Source organism: Rhodococcus sp. 27YEA6 (assembly GCF_044908235.1).
GTDB lineage: Bacteria > Actinomycetota > Actinomycetes > Mycobacteriales > Mycobacteriaceae > Rhodococcus_F > Rhodococcus_F qingshengii.
Map to the genome: position 1 here is coordinate 36,410 of NZ_JBIYCY010000019.1, position 19,421 is coordinate 55,830.

General features: G+C 64.3%; 17 protein-coding genes. 14 read left to right on the plus strand and 3 right to left on the minus strand.

Translation table 11 applies throughout. From position 1 onward, the window contains the following. Positions 1–119 precede the first annotated feature (119 nt). Complete coding sequence (locus ABH939_RS29395) at positions 120–1,184, plus strand: extradiol ring-cleavage dioxygenase (RefSeq protein ID WP_054780809.1); 1,065 nt, start codon at positions 120–122, stop codon at positions 1,182–1,184. Between the two features lie 54 nt (positions 1,185–1,238). Here ABH939_RS29395 and ABH939_RS29400 read toward each other — a convergent pair whose 3' ends face one another. After that, positions 1,239–2,042: an IclR family transcriptional regulator gene (locus tag ABH939_RS29400; protein WP_256083120.1), complete on the minus strand. Its 804-nt coding sequence runs from the start codon at positions 2,040–2,042 to the stop codon at positions 1,239–1,241. Between the two features lie 216 nt (positions 2,043–2,258). On the opposite strand from ABH939_RS29400, the gene ABH939_RS29405 reads away from it, so the two are divergent. Both ABH939_RS29405 and ABH939_RS29410 read left to right on the plus strand, forming a co-directional pair. Continuing rightward, a complete protein-coding gene (locus ABH939_RS29405) occupies positions 2,259–3,311 on the plus strand; it encodes an amidohydrolase family protein (RefSeq protein ID WP_151097214.1) in 1,053 nt (350 codons plus the stop codon). Between the two features lie 4 nt (positions 3,312–3,315). Next, positions 3,316–4,518, plus strand: a complete 1,203-nt coding sequence (locus tag ABH939_RS29410) for an NAD(P)/FAD-dependent oxidoreductase (RefSeq protein ID WP_151097212.1) — start codon at positions 3,316–3,318, stop codon at positions 4,516–4,518. Between the two features lie 686 nt (positions 4,519–5,204). On the opposite strand, the gene ABH939_RS29415 is transcribed toward ABH939_RS29410, so the two are convergent. After that, positions 5,205–6,005, minus strand: coding sequence for an enoyl-CoA hydratase/isomerase family protein (locus tag ABH939_RS29415; protein ID WP_054780813.1), 801 nt, complete (start codon positions 6,003–6,005; stop codon positions 5,205–5,207). 191 nt (positions 6,006–6,196) lie between these two features. Here ABH939_RS29415 and ABH939_RS29420 point away from each other — a divergent pair, with 191 nt between their 5' ends. Genes ABH939_RS29420 through ABH939_RS29430 form a run of 3 tightly spaced genes read left to right on the plus strand, consistent with a single transcriptional unit; the run spans position 6,197 to position 9,635 of the window. Next, a complete protein-coding gene (locus ABH939_RS29420; RefSeq protein WP_151097210.1) occupies positions 6,197–7,867 on the plus strand; it encodes an acyl-CoA synthetase in 1,671 nt (556 codons plus the stop codon). Next, positions 7,864–8,619 carry an SDR family NAD(P)-dependent oxidoreductase gene (locus ABH939_RS29425; protein WP_151097208.1) on the plus strand — a complete coding sequence of 252 codons (756 nt, stop codon included), beginning with the start codon at positions 7,864–7,866 and terminating at the stop codon, positions 8,617–8,619. Before ABH939_RS29420 ends, ABH939_RS29425 begins: the two co-directional genes overlap by 4 nt. Continuing rightward, complete coding sequence (locus ABH939_RS29430) at positions 8,613–9,635, plus strand: NADP-dependent oxidoreductase (RefSeq protein WP_151097206.1); 1,023 nt, start codon at positions 8,613–8,615, stop codon at positions 9,633–9,635. The genes ABH939_RS29425 and ABH939_RS29430 overlap by 7 nt, the downstream gene beginning before the upstream one ends. A gap of 693 nt (positions 9,636–10,328) precedes the next feature. On the opposite strand, the gene ABH939_RS29435 is transcribed toward ABH939_RS29430, so the two are convergent. Then, positions 10,329–11,504, minus strand: coding sequence for a CaiB/BaiF CoA-transferase family protein (locus ABH939_RS29435; RefSeq protein ID WP_151097202.1), 1,176 nt, complete (start codon positions 11,502–11,504; stop codon positions 10,329–10,331). Positions 11,505–11,648: 144 nt separating this feature from the next. On the opposite strand from ABH939_RS29435, the gene ABH939_RS29440 reads away from it, so the two are divergent. From ABH939_RS29440 to ABH939_RS29475, 8 genes are all read left to right on the plus strand, one after another. Next, positions 11,649–12,137 (plus strand): MaoC family dehydratase N-terminal domain-containing protein, encoded by a 489-nt coding sequence (locus ABH939_RS29440; RefSeq protein ID WP_054780818.1) that lies wholly within the window; start codon positions 11,649–11,651, stop codon positions 12,135–12,137. A gap of 2 nt (positions 12,138–12,139) precedes the next feature. Further along, positions 12,140–12,580: a MaoC/PaaZ C-terminal domain-containing protein gene (locus tag ABH939_RS29445; protein ID WP_243580663.1), complete on the plus strand. Its 441-nt coding sequence runs from the start codon at positions 12,140–12,142 to the stop codon at positions 12,578–12,580. 192 nt (positions 12,581–12,772) lie between these two features. Beyond that, complete coding sequence (locus tag ABH939_RS29450) at positions 12,773–13,687, plus strand: LuxR C-terminal-related transcriptional regulator (RefSeq protein WP_054780819.1); 915 nt, start codon at positions 12,773–12,775, stop codon at positions 13,685–13,687. A 156-nt stretch (positions 13,688–13,843) separates the two neighbouring features. Then, complete coding sequence (locus ABH939_RS29455; RefSeq protein WP_151097200.1) at positions 13,844–15,169, plus strand: cytochrome P450; 1,326 nt, start codon at positions 13,844–13,846, stop codon at positions 15,167–15,169. Beyond that, positions 15,166–16,401 carry an NAD(P)/FAD-dependent oxidoreductase gene (locus ABH939_RS29460; protein ID WP_243580664.1) on the plus strand — a complete coding sequence of 412 codons (1,236 nt, stop codon included), beginning with the start codon at positions 15,166–15,168 and terminating at the stop codon, positions 16,399–16,401. Before ABH939_RS29455 ends, ABH939_RS29460 begins: the two co-directional genes overlap by 4 nt. Further along, a complete protein-coding gene (locus tag ABH939_RS29465; protein WP_054780820.1) occupies positions 16,398–16,718 on the plus strand; it encodes a 2Fe-2S iron-sulfur cluster-binding protein in 321 nt (106 codons plus the stop codon). The genes ABH939_RS29460 and ABH939_RS29465 overlap by 4 nt, the downstream gene beginning before the upstream one ends. Before the next feature lie 40 nt (positions 16,719–16,758). Then, positions 16,759–17,859, plus strand: coding sequence for an NAD(P)-dependent alcohol dehydrogenase (locus tag ABH939_RS29470; protein ID WP_151097197.1), 1,101 nt, complete (start codon positions 16,759–16,761; stop codon positions 17,857–17,859). A gap of 22 nt (positions 17,860–17,881) precedes the next feature. Next, positions 17,882–19,336 carry an aldehyde dehydrogenase gene (locus ABH939_RS29475; RefSeq protein ID WP_151097195.1) on the plus strand — a complete coding sequence of 485 codons (1,455 nt, stop codon included), beginning with the start codon at positions 17,882–17,884 and terminating at the stop codon, positions 19,334–19,336. The last annotated feature ends 85 nt before the right edge of the window (positions 19,337–19,421 follow it).

Genomic DNA, 19,421 nt, shown 5'->3' on the forward strand with positions numbered 1-19,421 from the left:
CCAGAACTCCTCGTGGCGCGATGCGTGCCACAGGTCTCTAATACGAGTGCGCCCGGATCATCGGCGCTCATCGACGAATCTCGACCGCGCCGGTGTCAGCGATTAGAAGGAGCACACACATGGCAGAAGTGATAGGTCTCGGTATGACCCACTATCCGATGCTGGCCGGTGCGGACACGCACATGGCAAACCTGATGAAGAGCGTTCTGAAGGATCCAGATATCCCAGAGGACCGCAAAGACCCAGCCAACTGGTCGGCATTGGCGCAGAAGGAATGGGGCGACGACCAGGGGACCACTGCCGCGGCCAGTCACCGGGCGCAGCTGCGTGAGGGACTCGACACGGTCCGCGCCGCGCTCGACGACTTCGAACCCGACGTCGTACTGGTGTGGGGCGACGACCAGTACGAGAACTTTCGGGAGGAAGTCATCCCGTCTTTCTGCGTCCTGGCGTATGAGGACACCTCGGTCGAGCCCTTTGCAGTGTTGAAGATGCTTAACGTCCCCAACGTCTGGGGTCTGCCGGACGAGGAACGGTTCACGATGAAGGGCGACCCCAAGTTTGCCAAGCAGATCGCGGCTTCCGTGCTCAACGACGGCATCGATATCGCGTACTCGTACGAGCAGCGCGAGGGGATACACTTTCCGCACGCGTTCGGCAACACTCAGATCTTTCTCGATTACGACAACGTCGGTAAAGAGTTCCCGTATCCGGTGATTCCCTTGGCGGTCAACTGCTACGGCGAGCACGTCATAGCGCGCAAGGGTGGCATTGCCCGCTTCGCTGACATCCAGGCCGGGGAGAACCTCGATCCACCGGGACCGTCACCGTTGCGCTGTTTCCAGTTTGGTCAGGCGATCGGCCGCACCGCGCGCGCCAGCGATAAGCGTGTTGCTTTGATCGCTTCGGCGAGCTGGTCACACGCTTTCCTGAACGACAAGGACTGGCACCTGCGTCCGGACACCGTGGCCGACCGCGCATTGTACGACGCGATGGTCGCCTGCGACTACGAGGCATGGAAGAGTGTCACGACGCGTGAGGTCGTCGAGGCCGGCCAGCATGAGATGCTCAACTGGTTTTGTCTATTGGGTGCGATGTCGGAGCTCGATATGAAGCTTGAGTGGAGCGAGTTCGTTGAGACCGAGGTCTTCAACTCCAACAAGGCCTTCGCGATCTATCGCTGAGGCGGAACGTCCGTCGGCGCCGTCATCCTGTCCGGGGTCCGGCGCCGCCGTGCGTCAGAGCTCGCGTGGGAACCAGTGCGCCCGCCCTTGGGCCAGGCCCTCGCGGGCCTCCTTGGAGATCTGCGCCGCGGTGTCGCGCAAGGCGTTCACGATCTTCTGACCGGCATCGGTGTCAACCTGGTGGGAGATAGATATCGCGCCGACTGCGAAGCCGTGTACCACGATCGGGGCTGCGACGCAAGCCTGGCCGAGCTGCGCCTCGTTGTGCTCGTAAGCGATGCCGCTGTTGCGGACCTTGCGCAGCTCGATCATGAATTCCTCGACGTTCGTGATCGAGTGCGGTGTTAGCGTCGGCATGGGCGAGGGGAGGAACGCTTCAAGGTCCTCAAGGTTCTCACAGGACAGCAATGCTTTACCGATGGCTGTGCAGTTGGCCGGGAGGCGTACGCCTACACCGGACAGACCGGGTGGGGCGGCGGGATTAGCGAGCTTTTCCAGGTAGACGACGTCGTACCGTCGCAGCACCGCGAGGTGGACAGTCTGGCCCGACCACCGGTGAAGCGCGGCGATGTAGGGCATCGCCACGTCACGCATGCTGCCAGCCGGTGTGTTGACCGCAAGTTCCATTAGGCCCAGCCCCAGCTTATAGCCGGAGCGGTGCTGCTCGATGGCGTCGAGGTCGATCAGCCGGGCGATCAGCCGATGCACCGTGGACTTGGGCAGGCCCGACGCGCGAGACAGCTCGCTGAGGGTCATGACACGCTCGTTACTGTTGAAGGCCCGGAGGAGGTCGAACGCCTTGGACAGAATCGATGGCGGCTCGGGGGTCCGAGACCCATGGGCGAGAGGGTCATTCACAGTGTGCAACTCCGAGGGGTTGTACGGCACTCGCAACGTGACGTGGTTCACCCCAGCTTACCCACGCAGACTCTGTGCACTTTACGCGGCTTCGCGCGACCACGGAGATATTCCGCCGGCTGGAACAAAGACTGTTTTTCAGTGTAGGTCCGTGTTTAACATGCGGTGCGACGACTCTCTGGTTGTCTTTTACGTCCTCTCTTAGGAGCCATTCGGATGTGCACCGCTGCCTCAGGTACCCACCGCGGAACGACGGTTGACGTCCACGCACATCACTTCCCACGGGGGCTCGACGATCTCGCGGCGCGTACGGGCGACAAACGGTGGCCCCGCCTTGTCCACGACGACGACCGCTCGGGCCGAATCATGCTCGGTGACCGCGAGTTCCGGAAGGTTCGCTCTGCCCTCTGGGACGTAACCCACCGGGTCGTTGAGCTCGACGCAGCAGGTATCGATGTGCAGCTTGTGTCGCCAGTCCCGATCACGCTGACCGATTGGGCGCCTCCGCAAGAGGCCATTGAGTTCGCCCGTGCCATGAACGACGGCATCGCAGAGGACGTAGCCGCCGCTGACGGTCGATTGTTGGGTCTCGGCACGCTGCCGGTCCAGGACATTGACGCTGCCGTCGTCGAGCTCGAGCGCGCCGTGAGGTCGCTCGGGTTACGGGGTGTCGAGATAGGCTGCCGACTGGCAGGCCGCGAGCTCGACGACCGGGCTGTACGCCCGCTCTTCGAGGCGGCTGCCGCGCTGGGGGCTGTCGTCTACGTGCACCCATTGGGAGGCGGCGATGGAGCGCTGCGTCGTACTGGTCAGCCGTACGACTTCGGTCTCGGTATGTTGACCGACACGGCGCTCGCCGCGGGAGCCCTGGTGTTCGGGGGAGTCCTACGCGACCTGCCCGAACTGCGGGTCGTGATGTCGCACGGCTGCGGAACCTTTCCCTGGTCGTTGCCGCGCTTGCGCCTCGGTGCCGTCGTCGGCGGCGACACCGAGACCGACCATGACGACCTTGCCCGCAGACTGTGGGTTGACACCCTCGTTTTCGATGCCGAGCACCTGCGGCTGTTAGTCCGGCGTTTCGGCGCCGAGCACGTCATGATCGGCACTGATCACCCGTTCATCGCCGGCCAACTAGAAGGTCAGCAGGCGCAGGTCCGCGATGCGGTCGACGTCGGAATCCTGACGGCGGAGCAAGCCCTCGGGGTGTTGGGGACCAATGCTCTAGATCTTGTCCGAGGCAGCAATCTTACCTCGGGCGCGGAGACATAGCACCATGACGACGCACGACGTCACTGTCGTCGGTGGGGGACCCGTTGGACTCCTCACGGCACTGGGCCTCGCGCAGGCTGGCGTCGGTGTCACGGTACTCGAGGCCGCGACCACCGTCGTCCGCGCGCCGCGGACAATGTTGTTCCACTGGTCGATCATGGCGGAACTCGAGAGGCTCGGTCTGTTAGCCGCCGCGACGTCAGCTGGACTGGTTCAACGGAGCTGGACGCTGGCGGTCCCACGGACCGGCGAGGAACTCGTGTTTGATCTGAGCGTGCTGGACGACTCCGTTGAGCACCCCTTCACGCTCCACCTCGGGCAGGACGCGCTCAGCGAGATCGCGCTGGCCCGGCTCAGTGCGATGTCCAACGTCCGGATCGAGTGGGATACGTCGGCCCGCTCGTTCGAGCAGGATGGGCACGGCTGCACCGTGTCGGCAGTTGGTCCGGCGGGTGAGCGTGACTACCGCTCTGCATGGGTTGTGGCGGCCGACGGCGCCCACAGCATCATCCGGCGTCAGCTCGGGCTGGCCTTCCCCGGTATGACGTGGCCCGAGCGCTTCGTCGCCACGGACCTGGACCTCGACCTGGCGACGCTTGGCTATGGGCCCTCCGTCGCCCGGGCGGACCCAATGCACGGGGCGCTGGTTGCGCAGTTCGGCGAGCCCGTGCCGTGGCGCTACACGTACGCCGAGAGCCTGACACTGCCGGATCACTCGATCGTAGATCGAATGCCCGCCGTCCTCCGTGCCTCGCTGCCCGACGACGTCGACCCACAGGTCACGGCATGGGCGGCTTTTCGGATGCACGAGCGTGTCGCCGACAGGTTCCGCGTCGGCCGCGCGCTACTGGTCGGCGACTCTGCCCACGTCACCAACCCGTCGAGCGGCTATGGCGTCGCCGGAGGATTCTTCGACTCCGCCCTACTCGTGGAGACGCTGGCCGCAGTGATCCACGGAGACGTCCCAGAGGACATGCTTGATCACTACTCGGATGTCCGACGGCGGGTCTTCACCGAGATCTCGTCGCCAGTCTCCTCGGAGCGCAAACAGTTGATTTTCGACAGCCATGACCCGGTTGGGCTCGAGGCCGACCTGGAGCATTACCGCCGAATCACCGGAGACCGTGACTTGATGCGGCGAGCCATGCTGGCCGAGCGCGAGTTGCAGAGCGAGCCGTTGTTGTCGAAGCTGAACATGCGGGTCTAATGGGGCATTCCGTGGAACCGGAATACCCGGGCAACAGTCACCGGGCCGTGCCTATCATCGGGCGGGACCAACCTCCATGATGTATTGCTCCTACTCTGACGATCTGACACCGCGTGGGTTAAGTCGGTGCTCGCCGGGTTTTTCCCGGAATCGATGCCGTAGAGGTGGCAGGGATCATGATTCTTCGACGCCGCATCCTCGGCCCGACTGGGCTGGCGCTGGCAGCGAACTTGGTCCGGGCAGTGTCCATGTCAATGCCGGGATCGGCGAGGCGTGGTGAGCACGTGTGGATGGCGCTGCGAAAGGAGGTCCGTTTCTATGCCGACATAGTCCCCGATATTGACCTCAATCCCGATTGGCCTACTACGTCGAGATCCGTGCCGAGCAGCAAGGGTTTCCTCGTGCTTGAGGACATAGTCGTCCGGTGCGTCGTTCGGTCAGAACCTCGCGGCGACCTCGCCCGATCCGGTCGCTGCCGTGCTCAAGCAGCACGCGTCATCGTGGCAAAGCCTGCGGCTGGAGACGTTGGCGGGCTGGCGGCAGCCGCCCACCTTTCTGCGCTATCTCTTTCGGCAGTCCCACTGGGACGAGGTGATGGACTATGAAAACGGTGACCTCGAGCTCACGCAGCAGATCGGGACCGATGTTGCCAATTGCCCCAAGGAGATACGACAAAACACGCGGTATCAGCTGTTGGTATATACCGGAGCGCGACGGTGCACTTGAGCCTTGATCGCCTCGACAAAATCCTCGGTCGCGGCTCCTGCGGCGGCGTGTTCGCGCTCGATCAGGAGTTGCTCCTCGAACGAGGCGTCAACCGAGTTGCGCAGCAAAGCCTTGGTGCGCCATAGCGAGTTCGGGGCGACGGAGAGGAGACCGTCGACGACCTCCCTGGTCCGGTTCTCTAGGTCGGCATCATCGGTGAGCCAGTTAAACATTCCGAACCGCTCAAGATCCTCGGCCCCGACGACGTCGCCGAGCAGACAGATCTGCAGCGCGCGTGACGGTCCGATGCGGCGAGGGAGGAGCCAGCTCTCACCGTGGTCGAGCGAGTGCCCAAGGCGGGGCTGTGGGAGGGAGATTGTCGTCGTATCGGACGCGATCACGAGGTCTGCGGCAAGCATGAACATGACGCCAATGCCGATCGCATGGCCGCGCGTGCTGGCAACGATGGGCTGCGGCAGCGCGAGCAGGTCACGCAGCAGCGGCTGGATCGTCCCGGAGATGCTCGCGTCGAAAGCAGACCGGCGTTCTTCGGCAGTCGCCCCGAGGATACTTGTGATGTCGCCCATGTCCGATCCGGCGCAGAAGTCGGTACCCTCGCCGCGGATCACCACGACCTCGACCTCCGCCCGGATGCGTAGGTCGGCGACGATGCCATGCAACGCGGAGACCATGTCGAAAGTCAGCGCGCCCTTGGCTTCGGGCCGGCTGATCGTGATCCACGCGACGCGTCCTGTGTGTTCGAACCTTATCTGTCCGGACATCTCACCGTCTCCTCTCCCTACTGCACACTGCTGGGTGCGTCAACCGCGATGCTGGTCAGGGCGTCATCAGTCTAAGCCGGGGATTGCGTGCCCAACCGCCTACGGTTCCGAGGCGTGGAACACGGTGGTGCGCGGCGTGATGTGGGGTGGTTCGGTGAGCTTCCTGCCGTTCGACCTTGAGGTGAAAATCTATGTCTGCAGTGCGCGACGACCTGCACGCCGAACTCCACGCCGAGCGTGGATTCTCAAGCTCCGAGATTTGGAGAGCCGCCGAGGCGCGACTCGACTGGCCCATCGAGCGCGGACTCAATACGGCGCACGAGTGTGCGGACCGATGGGCCCGCGACCGAGCTCGCCTCGCAATGATCGTCCGACACCCCGACGGCAGCAGTGACCGCTGGACCTACGCCGAGCTGGCCCGGACGTCGAGCCGACTGGCCTCGGCATGGAAGGCCGCGGGACTCGTGCGCGGTGACCGGGTCGCATCCCTGGTCAACCAGCAAGTAGAGGCTTTCATTGGGGCTCTCGCTGCCTGGCGTTCGGGTATGGTCTACGTGCCACTGTTCGTCGGGTTCGGCACCGATGCCCTCGTCCAGCGGCTCAATGGTGCCCAGCCGGCAGCAGTCGTGGTCGATTACCGCTACCGGCATCAGCTCGCGGACGCGCTGCCTCTGCTGACGGTCGACCCCCAGATCTATACCGTGGCCGGCCAAGCAGGCCGGGGCCTGGTCAAGGGCGACCGGAGCTTGTGGGCGGAGATCGACGGCCACGCTCCTGATTTCGGCATGGTCGAGACGGCGCCCTCCGACCCGGCAACCCTGATCTATACGAGCGGCACGACCGGCGCGGCAAAGGGCTGCATCCAGCCGCACTCGATGATCCTCACTATCCAGCCATTTATCCGGCACACATGGGCTTTCACACCCGACGACATGTTCTTCACCGGGGCGGCACCCGGATGGTCCTACGGCCTCTACACGACCGGTGCCGGACCGATGTCGCTCGGCATCCCACGCGTGGTCTACAGCGGCGACTTCGACCCGGCCGCCTGGCTGCGCATCTTCGACGAGGAGCAGGTCACCTATATCGCGGCCGCGCCAAGCGCGCTACGTCGCCTCGTCCCGCTCGCCCAACGCCGGGGTATTTCAAGCAGCATTCGCGGCGCGACCAGTGCGGGTGAGCCGCTCGACGCGCCGCTCGCCCAGGCCTGGATGGAGCTGACCGGCAGCATGATCCAGGACGGCTACGGCCAGAGTGAGTCCGCCATGGTGCTGGCCAACCTCGCCGATCCGAAGAAGCCGGACATGCCAGGCGCGTTGACCGTCGTCCCCGGCTTCGACATCGCACTCGTGGATAGCGAGGGCGTTGAACAGGAGAGTCAGGGCGTCCTGGCGCTGCGTAACCCCGAGTACCAGGGCGCGACCGGCTACTTGAACCGCGACGACCTCTGGAAGGAGCGTTGGCGCGGCGACCTCTTCCTGACCGGCGATGTCGTGCGCCGAGATGACGACGGTCGCTACTGTTTCGTCGGACGAGATGACGACCTCATAGTGACCTCCGGCTACAACGTTGGCCCCAGTGAGGTCGAGAGTCTTATCCTGGCGCACCCCGGGGTTGCAGAGGTCGCCGTTGTGGCGGCACCCGATCCGGCGCGTGGCTCGGTCGTGCGAGCGGTCATCGTGCTCAACGGGACTGTCGACCGGCAGCAGGTCGCCAACGAGGTCACCGTGAACGTGCGCGACAACCTCGGACGCCACGCGTACCCCAAGATCATCGACTACGTCGAAGAGCTGCCGCGCACGGATTCGGGCAAGATCAAACGCCACGAGCTACGCCAGCAGACTGCGGGTGTGCGGCAGTGACTGACCGGATGTTTCGACTCGACGGCAAGGTGGCCGTGGTGACGGGCGCGAGCCAAGGTATCGGCGCCGCAATCGCTCAAGCCTTCGCCGAAGCAGGGGCAGATCTCCTGCTGGTCGCGCGTCGCCATGGCGCACTGACGGAATTCGCGGACAAACTGCGTGCTGGGACCGGGCGACAGGTTGTCACCGTCGTCGCCGACGTCACGGCCGGCGATACGCCGACACTGATCGCCGAGCGCGCCCGTGCGACATGGTCAGGTATCGACGTGCTGGTCAACAATGCCTACTCGTCGGGCGGGGTCTTGGGTCCGGTGCTCGACCTCGAAGACACAGTCTGGGACGACGTGCTGGCGGCTAACGTCATCGCGCCGTTCCGGCTGTGCAGGGAGCTCGTGCCGCTCATGGCGGGCCGGTCGGGATCCTCGGTGATCAACGTGGTTTCGGGTTCAGGATTCTTGCCGTCTCCTGGCATCGGCGCCTATGGGGTCAGCAAGGCAGCGCTGTGGATGCTGACGCGCCAGCTCGCGGGCGAGCTGGCGCCCGACGTCCGGGTCAACGCGCTGTGCCCGGGCACCGTCAGTCCTGACGGTGAGCCAGCCCACCAGGCACACGTCGACCTACTGTCGCTTGTGCCGATGGGGAGGCTGGGACGTCCCAAGGAGATGGCCGGCGCGGCTGTCTATCTCGCGTCCTCGGCAGCGTCCTATACGACCGGTGAGGTCGTATTCGTGAACGGAGGTCGGCCATGGTGACGACAAAGCACATCGCGGTGTCCAATCACCAGATCATCTTGGCGACCCTGCCCGACGGGACGCTGGAGGAGGGCCATTTCACCAGCGCCTGCGGCGCTGTACCGGTCCCCCGCCCCGGAGAGATCGTCGTACGCACGCTGATCATCTCAGTCGATGCCGCCAACCGCACGTGGATGGACGTAGAGACGTATCGGCCGCGCCTCGTGGCCGGCGAAGTCATGGCGGGCTATGGGTTGTGCGAGGTAGTCGACGCCAACGGCACCAGCCTGCCCGAAGGCACGATCGTGTTCTGCGACGCGGGATGGCAGGAGTACGCGGCCGTCCCGGCAGCTGACGCAACCCCACTTGTAGTAGACGGTGAGCTCACGCACCAGATCAGCGTGCACGGCGTCAGTGGTATGGCGGCGTACTTCGGCATCACCGAGGTCGGTGCGGTCGCACCGGGCGAGACCGTCGTCGTCTCGGCTGCAGCCGGGGCGACGGGGCATCTCGCGGGCCAGATCGCGCGCATCCGAGGTGCTCGCGTTGTCGGTATCGCCGGTTCGGACGAGAAGAACCTGATGCTCGAGTCCTACCTCGGTTTCGACGCGACCGTGAACCATCGCAGCGAGACTTTCCGGGCCGACTTGAAAGCAGCGTGTCCAAAAGGGATCGACGTCTACTTCGACAACGTCGGTGGACGCATCCTTGAGACGGTGCTGCGACGAATGAACCAGAACGGGAGGGTCGTATGTTGCGGTTCGGTGACTCACTACACGTACGACCCGGAGAGTCGACTCGCCGAGGTCGTTCCTGGAGCGTTGATCTCTCGCCGTATCCGCATGGAGGGCTTTATCGTCCTCGACTGGATGGACCGGTGGCCGTTCGCAAGCCAGGTGATGAATGGCTGGCTCGCGGACGGTCGGCTGCTGCCGTTGGAGAACCCATACGACGGGCTCGACTCCGCGCCACGTGCGCTCCTGGGGCTCCTCGCCGGGGAGAATGCTGGTAAGACGATGGTGCGCCTGACCCGTTGATTGCGGCTTGAGCTTCTTCGGCTGGTTGGTGATGACGACGAGGATCGTGGCGGCAGAGCGATCCCGCAGCGGGCAAGCCAGTGTCTCCTGCAGGACTGTGAGGCCTAGCCGCTCCGCCCCCACACCGACTGCGACGCAACGGCCCCCGAAGGCCACAAGCGTGTGGCCTTCTCTACTACACCCAGTGAGCCGACGAGCTCGGACAACGCGGCGGTGTCACCGGGACGGATCCCAGCCCGGGAGATCGCATGTAGGGGTGCTGCGACGATCGCCCGGAGGCGAACCCGACCGAGTCGGGCAGGGCGATGACGTTGCCGGACGGGAAGAGAGGGTTGGCCCCGTCGATACCGGTAACCCACCATCACTGTGAACGCGCGGCGGAGGTTGGCGCGTCACGTCGCGCACGGCCGGCAAGACACAGTTGATCATGGGGTTGATCCTCACGCGATCACCTACCTGCAGCCCTATGACCTCGAAACGCGCTGGTCTACGACATCGGAGGCCTCATGACAGAGGGCGACGGGGAGAATCGGTGGGACGGTCGAGCCGTCGATGATGTGGTCGTCGGAGCCGCAGATGCCGCAGGCCAGCATCGGTATGCGGATTTGCCCGCTACCAGGGATAAGAACCGGATGGTCGACGACACGCGGCACCCACACTGTGCTCGGCCAGCACGACGACCCGGGGAGCGGATCATCGTGTCGTTGCGCGGCGAGATGCCAGCTCGGTCAGCAGCTCGTCGGTGTGCTCTCCCAGCAAGGGAGCAAATCTGCTCGGGGCCGCAGGAGTGCCATGGAAGTCGGCCGGACTGGCCACCATTGCGACAGTCGTGTCACCCTTGGGTACGTCAATGATCGAGCCGCTGGCGTGGGTCTGCGGATCGGAGATGACCTCATCCACGGTGTTGACAGGTGACCAGAAGAAGTCACGTTCAGTGTCGAACAACGCACCCCATTCAGCCCGAGTGCGGGTCACGAAGATCTCGTCGAGGAGGGCGATGATCTCGACGGCGTTCTCGCCCCGGAGGGCAGGAGTCGCGTAGCGCGGCTCGGTGGCCCACTCGGGACGGTCAACCAGGCGCAGTAGCTTCGGCCAGTGCCGGTCGGCCTCGACACCCATCAACCAGAACTTCTTGCCGTCGCCGGCGCTGTAGTTGTTCCAAACCGGGTTGGCCTCGGTCGTGCGCTGGTTGCGGGTCGGCTCGCGGTCGAGCATCAGACGCATGTTGATGTCGCTGCTGATCTGCCAAGCTGCGACCCGCAACAGCGACGTCGAGACGAGCTGGCCCTCACCCGTCCGTTCGCGGTGAAGCAGTGCCGCACTGATCATGCCGGCCACTGTGATGCCCGTGACGTGGTCACCCATGCCGCTGCGCTGGATCGGGGTCTCGCCGCCGGGCTGTGTCAACGAGTCGGCGACTCCACCGCGGGCCCAGTAGGCCCCCATGTCGTAGGCACCGGCGGCCGCATCAGGGCCCTCAAGGCCGTAGCCAGTGACGATCGCATAGACCAGATCCGGCTTGCGCTCGAGCAGCGTGCGGCTGTCTAGGCCGAGGCGTTCGAGGGCAGCGGGCCGGATGTTGGTCAGGAAGACGTCGGCGCTGTCGATCAACTCGAGCGCCGAGGCCAGTTCCTCGGAGCTTCGCAGGTCGAGGGCCACGCTGCGCTTGGAGCGGTTGTCGGCGTCGAAGAACGGACAGTCCACGATATCCGGCCCGAGGACGTGGCGGATTTGTCGCAGCGGGTCACCGGTCGGCGGCTCGAGCTTGATGACGTCAGCACCCCAGTCGGCGAGGATTGCCCCACCCGAGGGCGCTGCTACCCAGATCCCCAGCTCTACGACGCGTGTTCCCTGCATGGGTCCTGACATGTTGTATACCTCTCCTGTTGGGTTGATGGCACGCTAGTGGCGTGGTCGACGCCGGGTGCGGCAACTTTCCAACCCGTGGAAAACTTGAGGCATTGCGTAGTCGTTCCGTGCCACAGTCCATGTGAATTCCACGAGGAGGCACCCATGGCCATCGGCCGATTCCCTGTCGAGGCAGGACAGGTCCTGCAGTTCGCGCGCTCGCTCGGCGACGTCAACCCGGTCTTCACGGACCCGAAAGTCGCGATATCTGCGGGCCTGGACGCGATCCCGGCGCCGCCGACATATGTTCAGGCGAGCGCGCACTTCGACCCTGACTATCCGCTGCGCCCGCACCCGGACAGGCCCTGGTTCGGATCGGGGCGTGAGGCGACCGGCTACGGCCCCGACGACGAGGACACCGCTGGCGGGATGCTGCATGGTGAGCAGCACTTCGTCTACCACCGACCCCTGCTCGTGGGCGACGTTCTGACGGCGACCGTCCGCGATGGCGACACCTGGACCAAGCTAGGCCGGCGCGGCGGCGAGCTGCGCTTCTTCGAGATCATCACTGACTACCACGATGCGGCGGCCGAACTCGTCGTGACGGCTCGCGTCGTCGGTGTCTCTACACAGCACCAGCCCAAGGAGAACTGACCGTGATCGAGCAGCAGACCTCCATGACCGTTGCAGTGGGAGACACTCACAAGCAGGTTCTGGTGGAGAACCTCACCCGAACGCAGATCGTCCAATACGCCGGTGCCTCCGGCGACTTCAACGCCCTGCACACCGATGCGACCTATGCTGCCGAGATCGCTGGCTTCCCAGGTGTGTTCGCACACGGCATGTTGACGATGGGCATGACGGGACGCATCCTGACCGATGTTTTCGGCCCGCAGAACTTGCGGGCTTTCGGTGGCCGCTTCGTGACGCAGGTGTGGCCGGGTGACTCGTTGACGGTCACGGCAACGGTTACCGAACTGTTGGAGGAGGACGGTGAGCAGCGCGCCATGGTGAAGGTCGCGACGGCGCGCCAGGATGGTGCTGTGGTGTTCGTCGGGTCGGGCATCGTGGGTTGTCAAGGTATGTCCGGGGACTGACTCACGCGGTCTATTCCGCTCCGTGGAACCGCCTGAAGGTTGTCAGACCCTGGACCTGATTTGTTCTATCGGAAGGTAGCGGCACTCGGACGATCCACGTTGATTTGTGCTCGCTGAGTGCGGAACGGTGTGACAGGTGCTGGCGTCGAGTCCCTGCCACACCGCAGGATTCGACCAGGAAGAGGTGCGGATATGGCCATGGAACTCGATCACGCTTGGACGGTGGCCCATGTCCACGGATCGTTGCGGCATCTGCGCCAACTCTCGACGGTCTCGGACATTGTTCAACAGACGCCGCAGCGACTGGCCGGTCTCGGGTACACCCGGTCCATGGTCTCGCGCTTGCATGAAGAGCATTGGATCGCACGTTCGGCCTACGCCGCGGATAACACCGAGATCGCCGTCGCGGTCCTCCAGCTCAGTCAGGCGGTGCCGGGAAAGATAGGTCGCGAGGATCCGGAATCCGCAGCGATCCGGGACCGCGCGGCTTTGCTTGTCACTGGCGCACGAACCCGTGCTGACGTGCATAGAAGGTTGGCCGACCTCACAAGAACGGAAACCTACGTCGTGGCACCTATCATCGTGGGAGACGAGGTGATCGGCATGATCCACGTCGACCGCGTCGGCGACACGCCTGCCGTCGCCGAGTTCGACAGGGCGATCCTGGCGCTCTTCGCTGAAGGCATGGGGGCGGTGCTCGAACACGCAAGCCTCCGGGAGCGCGTGCACCACTACCACCAGCAGGTCGTCGGAAAGACTCAGCTGCTGGGCCCCACCGACATGGGCGGAGCGGTGTTCGGACCTCGGTGCGCCTTGCCAATCATCGAACGAGACCCCATGTTCGGGCCAGAGGCGCCTGCGGGGCTGACCCGTCGTGAGCTGGACGTGCTGCGCTTGATCGGTCCAGGTTTGACCAATCCGCAGATCGCCAAACGGCTTTTTATCTCCGTGGGCACCGTCAAGACCCATGTCAAGAGCATTCTGCGCAAGCTTGAGGTGAGTTCGCGGGACCAAGCGGTCTCGCGGTTTCGGCACCTAGCAACCCAGGAGGCGGCTGGATGCTGCGGGGTGTGCGCGGACGCCGAGGCGTGCGCCCCTTTGGCCTGAGCTCACCGCCACGGCTCTGCCGGTAGAGGGGATAAATCTCCCCCATAGAGAGAGATGTGATTCACGTCTCGTTCGGTCAGTGTGGAGTGAGGCCGCCTCCACGCGACCTGCGGCACCGTCGACGCGATGCCGTCTCGCCAGAAACCTCGGAGAGACATGACGACTTTCGACATTCCCACAGTTCATGACGTCCCGGATGAGATCGCACGCACGGTGGTGCTGCCAGAAGGTCATCGCGACGACACGACGCTGTTCCAGGCCTATGCGTGGTTGCGTGAGAACGCACCCCTGGCCCAGGTCCACGTCGAGGGGTACGACCCGTTATACCTGGTATCCAAGCATGCCGACATCATGGAGATCGAGCGGCAGCCCGAGATCTTCACGAACGGCGGGGGCGAAGATAAGGGCTCGCACAACTCGACACTCTTGCCGAAGGTCGGCGACGACTACTTCCGGGAGGTAAACGGAGGCAGCTTGCGCATACTGGACGTGCTGACGTCGATGGACCCACCTGAGCACACCGCGGTCCGTGGGGTGGCCGCCGACTGGTTCCGCCCCATCAACTTGAAGAAGTGGGAAGACCGGATCCGCGAGATGGCCCTGGACGGCATCGACCGGTTCCTCAAGCCTGGCGTCAACGAGATCGACTTCGTCAAAGGCTTCGCGATCCACTATCCGTTACATGTCATCATGTCGTTGTTCGGTGTCCCAGCCGAGGACGAGCCGCGGATGATGGCACTGACCCAGGACTTCTTCGGTGCCTCCGATCCCGATGACGTGCGCGAGGACGTCGAGGCAGGTGGTGAGGATTCTTCGGCGCGCCAGTTCGCCGCCACATTGCAGGACTACTTCACCTACTTCGACCATGTGGTCGAGAGTCGGCGAGTCGACCCCCAGGACGATCTCGCGACGGTCATCGCCAACGCACGCCAAGCTGATGGTGAGTACTTCCCCAAGTCGTTCGCCTACGGCTGGTTCGTGGCGATCGCCACGGCCGGGCACGACACGACGTCGAGCACTCTGTCGGGAATCGTCGAGATGCTGGCTCACCAGCCCGATCTGCTCGCCCAGGTGCAGGCCAATCATTCGCTGGTTCCCGACCTGGTCAACGAGGGCCTCCGCTGGGTCTCGCCGGTAAAGAGCTTCACCCGGCAGGCGTTAAGCGAGTACACGCTCCGCGGCCAGAAGATCATGCCAGGGGACCGATTCATGCTTCTGTTCCAATCAGCAAACCGCGATCCCGAGGTGTTTGCGGATCCCGACGTGTTCGATATGACACGCAAGCCTAATCGCCACATCGCCTTCGGCTACGGGCCGCATATGTGCATCGGGCAGCACCTGGCCAAGCAGGAGCTCCGCATCATGCTCGAAGAGCTGCTGCCAAGGATCCGCAGCCTGCAGCCAGCCGGAGATCGCAAGGTCATCCAGACCAACTTCGTGGGCGGACTCAAGCACCTGCCGGTACGGCTGGAACTAAGTTGACCGATCGTGTGGTGATCGTGGGCGGCGGGCACGCAGGAGTGACGTTGGCTGCTCTGCTTCGGCAGTCCGGATACGACGGCGAGGTCATGGTGATGTCGGCGGAGGACGACGCCCCCTACCACCGGCCGCCGTTGTCGAAAAACCTCCACGAGCCGGAGGCGGAGCAGCCACTGCGACCCGACCATTTCTGGAGCGACCATGACATCGTCCTACGACTGGGGACCGTGGTGGACCGGATCGACCGAGTGCGACACGAAGTCGTCGAGGTGGGCGGTCGGCGGGTCGGCTACGACCACCTGGTGCTGGCCACAGGTGCCGTGCCGCGGTCGCTGGACGTGCCGGGCGCCGAGCTCGAGGGTGTCCTGACGCTTCGGACCCTCGGGCACGCCCGCGAACTCCGTGGTTTCCTAGCGCAACCCGGATGTCGACTGGTCGTGGTGGGCGGAGGCTACATCGGCCTGGAAGTGGCGGCCATGGCCGTCGGCGCTGGCGCCGAGGTCACGATCCTCGAGCGTGAGCAACGAGTCCTGGCCCGCGTGGCCAGCGCCGAGCTTTCAGCATTCCTGACCGAGCACCATCGTGCCGCCGGTACGACCATCGTGACTGGCGTCGAGGTGACCTGCTTCGAGGGCAGCGACGGTCGGGTGACGTCGGTCGTCCTCGGCGACGGAACCTCGGTCGACTGTGACGTCGTGCTGGTCGGCATTGGTGCCCTGCCGCTCGACGACCTCGCCGTCTCAGCAGGGCTTCAATGCTCCGAAGGCATCCTGGTCGATAACAGTGCCCGCACGGACGATCCGAGCATCATGGCGATCGGCGACGTCACCCGGCGTCCCGTCGGCATGTTACCCGGTCGATCTCGCCTTGAGAGCATTCCCAGCAGCACGGAGCAGGCCCGGCAGGCCTGCTCCGTGATCATGGGCAGCGCCCCACCCCCCTCCGAGGTGCCGTGGTTCTGGTCGGACCAGGGAGACCTCAAGATCAAGATCGCCGGTGTCGTACGGGCCGGTGACTCGGTGGTGCTGCGCAACGATCCGGGTGTGGGCCGGTTCGCCGCCTATCACCACGCTGACGGCATCGTCACCGCAGCGGAGACCGTCAACTCTTCAGGAGATTTCATGGCAGCCAAGAAACTTATCGGCAGCGCGATGGTCATAGACCCGACGCTGCTCGCCAATACGGCAACGAGCCCGGCGCAAGCGATCGTGACCCAGCCGCAGGTGCGCGCATGACGATAGTTCGCTACAGACTCAGCAGCGGATCCGTCCACGAGGTCGACGTGAGCGACGGGCAGAGCGTGATGGAAGGCTCGGTGCAGAGCAATCTGCCGGGCATCGTGGCCGACTGCGGCGGGAGCTGCTCATGCGCGACCTGTCATGTCTACCTTGACCCGGAATGCGCTGCGGCCTTCGACCCGCCGTCGGACGAGGAGCGCGAACTCCTCGAGTTCACCGAGGGCACCAGGACCACCTCAAGGCTGGCGTGCCAGCTAATACTTCGCGGCGAATGCCCGGAGATCGGGGTCATGGTTCCAGACAGCAACAACTGACCAACCACACCATCAGAGTAGCGCGAAAGGTTTTCACCTCGTGGACATCACAGCAGCAGTCATTTCCGAAATCGGTGCCGACTTCACGATCGAGACGGTACAACTGGCAGAACCCGCCGCCGACGAGGTCGTCGTGGCGATCGCAGGAGTGGGGCTGTGTCACACCGACCTGGCTGTCAGACACGGCCATCTGCCGTTCCCGTTCCCCGCGGTCCTGGGACACGAGGGCAGTGGCACCGTGACAGCAATCGGTCACGCGGTCACCAAGGTCGCACCTGGTGACAAGGTGGTCCTGTCCTTCAATAGCTGCGGCATATGCCCCCAGTGCAAAGACGACGCTCCGGGGTACTGCCCGAGCTTCGCCCCGCTGAACTTCGGCGGTGGCCGGGTCGACGGTACCTCCCCGATCACCAGAGATGGTGCGCCACTCGGGTCCGAATTCTTCGGTCAGTCGTCCTTCGCATCGCATGCGATCGCTCACGAGCGGAACGTGGTCAAGGTGGCTAACGATGCTCCGCTTGAGCTGTTAGGTCCGCTGGGCTGCGGGGTACAGACTGGCGCAGGTTCGGTGCTGAACTCGTTGGACTGCCAGCCCGGCAGCTCCCTGCTGGTCGTGGGAGGAGGGGCGGTCGGACTCTCAGCCGTCATGGCTGCGGCCGCGCGCGGCGTGGAGACCGTCATCGTGCTCGAGACGTATGAGATCCGACGACAGCTCGCTCTCGAGCTTGGAGCCACCCATGTCCTTGACCCTGCGGACGGGCCATTGTCGGAGCAGGTGCGAGCCATCGTCCCGGCCGGCGTCAATTACGCAATCGACACGGTGGCCATCGCCGACGTCCTCGGCGAGGTGGTGCTCTCGATGACACAACGGGGGACGGTCGTACTGCTGGGCGTGCCCAGCAACCCGGAGGCAACCCTGCCTCTTCCGCTGCTCTACTGCCAAGGCCTGGGACTTCGGATCATCGGCGTTGTCGAAGGTGATAGCAACCCGGACACCTTCATCCCGGAGCTCCTGGAGATGCATCGTCGCGGACAACTCCCGCTGGAGAAGCTCATCACCACGTTCCCGTTCGAACAACTTAACGAGGCCATCGCGCAGCAGCATCGCGGTGACGTTCTCAAGGTTGTCCTCACTCCCTGATACCCCGAACCAAAGGACACCCATGACTATCGATTACGACAAGCTCTACATTGACGGAAAGTTTCGTCAGACGTCCAGCGGCAGCACGATCGTCGTTACCTCTCCCACTACCGGCCAGACGGTCGGTTTGGTGCCGGAAGCTGACACCCATGATGTCGATTGTGCGGTTGCGGCTGCCCGACGGGCGTTCGACGATCCCACTGGCTGGTCTCAGTGGGACGCGGAGCGACGGGGCACAGCCCTCGAACGATTTGCCGCAGCGCTCGAGAAGCACGGGAACACCATGGCGGAGCGTGTATCGGTGCAGAATGGCATGCCCATCTCGCTCGCTAACGCTCTCGAAGCGGCGGTTCCGGCGCTCATGGTGCGCTTCTACGCGCAAATGATGAAGGACCTGCCCCAAGAGGAACTGCGACCGGGGATGTTCGGCGGCAGCAGCAGGGTGATCCGTGAGCCGGTAGGAGTGGTGGCTGCGGTCGTCCCGTGGAACGTGCCGCAGGGCATCTCGTTCCTAAAGCTGGCTCCAGCCCTTGCCGCGGGTTGCAGCGTTGTACTCAAGCCGGCGCCCGAGACGGTGCTCGACGCCCAACTGCTGGGTGAGATCGCAATTGAGGCGGGACTTCCCGACGGGGTGCTGAACATCGTGCCCGGCAGGCGGGACATCGGGGCTTACCTCGTCGGACACCCAGGTATCGACAAGGTCTCCTTCACCGGTTCGACGGATGCGGGCCGTGCGATCGCGGAGACGTGCGGTCGACTCCTGCGTCCGGTCACGCTTGAGCTCGGTGGAAAGTCGGCAGCGATCGTCCTCGACGATGCGGACTTGTCAGCTCACCTCGAGGCCTTCTTCAACGTCTCATTCATCCATGCCGGGCAGATCTGCTATATGAATTCCCGCATACTGGTGCCGCGCAGCCGGTACTCGGACGTCCTCGACACGATCGTCGGATTCGCCGAATCAGTCGTTGTCGGCGATCCGCTCGATCCGATGACACAGATGGGCCCCTTGGTCTCGCAGGCGCAGCGCGACCGTGTCGAGGGCTACATCACCAAGGGAGTCTCCGACGGAGCCCGGCTCGTCACTGGCGGCGGGCGTCCCAAGGGTCTCGACAGCGGTTTATTCGTCCAGCCGACAGTGTTCGCCGACGTTGACAATGGGTCCACAATCGCCCAGGAGGAAATCTTCGGTCCGGTGCTGGCCGTGATCCCCTACGAGAACGACGACGAGGCCGTGGCGATCGCCAACGCGAGCGATTTCGGTCTCGGGGGCACGGTCTGGACCGCCGACCGCGAACGTGGTGAGGCCATCGCCCGCAGAGTGCACACGGGCACCATCGGTATCAATGCGTACGCGCAGGATCCGACCGCGCCGTTCGGCGGTGTCAAAAACAGCGGCCTCGGGCGTGAGATGGGGCCCGAAGCGCTGCAGTCGTACCAAGTCGTGAAGTCTATCTACCGCGATCCGATGTCGAACTGACTTCACTGGTGGGCCCCGAGTCGCGAGATGTTCGTGCCTCCGGGGGCGCCAGTTGGGGCCGGTGGCCTCGTCGATCGCTGCCGAA

Bases quoted from the DNA above. Each gene is read 5' to 3' on its own strand.
- ABH939_RS29430 (WP_151097206.1), top strand. From the start codon at position 8,613: ATGGTGACGACAAAGCACATCGCGGTGTCCAATCACCAGATCATCTTG.
- ABH939_RS29410 (WP_151097212.1), top strand. From the start codon at position 3,316: ATGACGACGCACGACGTCACTGTCGTCGGTGGGGGACCCGTTGGACTC.
- ABH939_RS29395 (WP_054780809.1), top strand. From the start codon at position 120: ATGGCAGAAGTGATAGGTCTCGGTATGACCCACTATCCGATGCTGGCC.
- ABH939_RS29475 (WP_151097195.1), top strand. From the start codon at position 17,882: ATGACTATCGATTACGACAAGCTCTACATTGACGGAAAGTTTCGTCAG.
- ABH939_RS29440 (WP_054780818.1), top strand. From the start codon at position 11,649: ATGGCCATCGGCCGATTCCCTGTCGAGGCAGGACAGGTCCTGCAGTTC.
- ABH939_RS29465 (WP_054780820.1), top strand. From the start codon at position 16,398: ATGACGATAGTTCGCTACAGACTCAGCAGCGGATCCGTCCACGAGGTC.
- ABH939_RS29415 (WP_054780813.1), bottom strand. From the start codon at position 6,005: ATGTCCGGACAGATAAGGTTCGAACACACAGGACGCGTCGCGTGGATC.
- ABH939_RS29435 (WP_151097202.1), bottom strand. From the start codon at position 11,504: ATGTCAGGACCCATGCAGGGAACACGCGTCGTAGAGCTGGGGATCTGG.
- ABH939_RS29450 (WP_054780819.1), top strand. From the start codon at position 12,773: ATGGCCATGGAACTCGATCACGCTTGGACGGTGGCCCATGTCCACGGA.
- ABH939_RS29420 (WP_151097210.1), top strand. From the start codon at position 6,197: ATGTCTGCAGTGCGCGACGACCTGCACGCCGAACTCCACGCCGAGCGT.
- ABH939_RS29405 (WP_151097214.1), top strand. From the start codon at position 2,259: ATGTGCACCGCTGCCTCAGGTACCCACCGCGGAACGACGGTTGACGTC.
- ABH939_RS29455 (WP_151097200.1), top strand. From the start codon at position 13,844: ATGACGACTTTCGACATTCCCACAGTTCATGACGTCCCGGATGAGATC.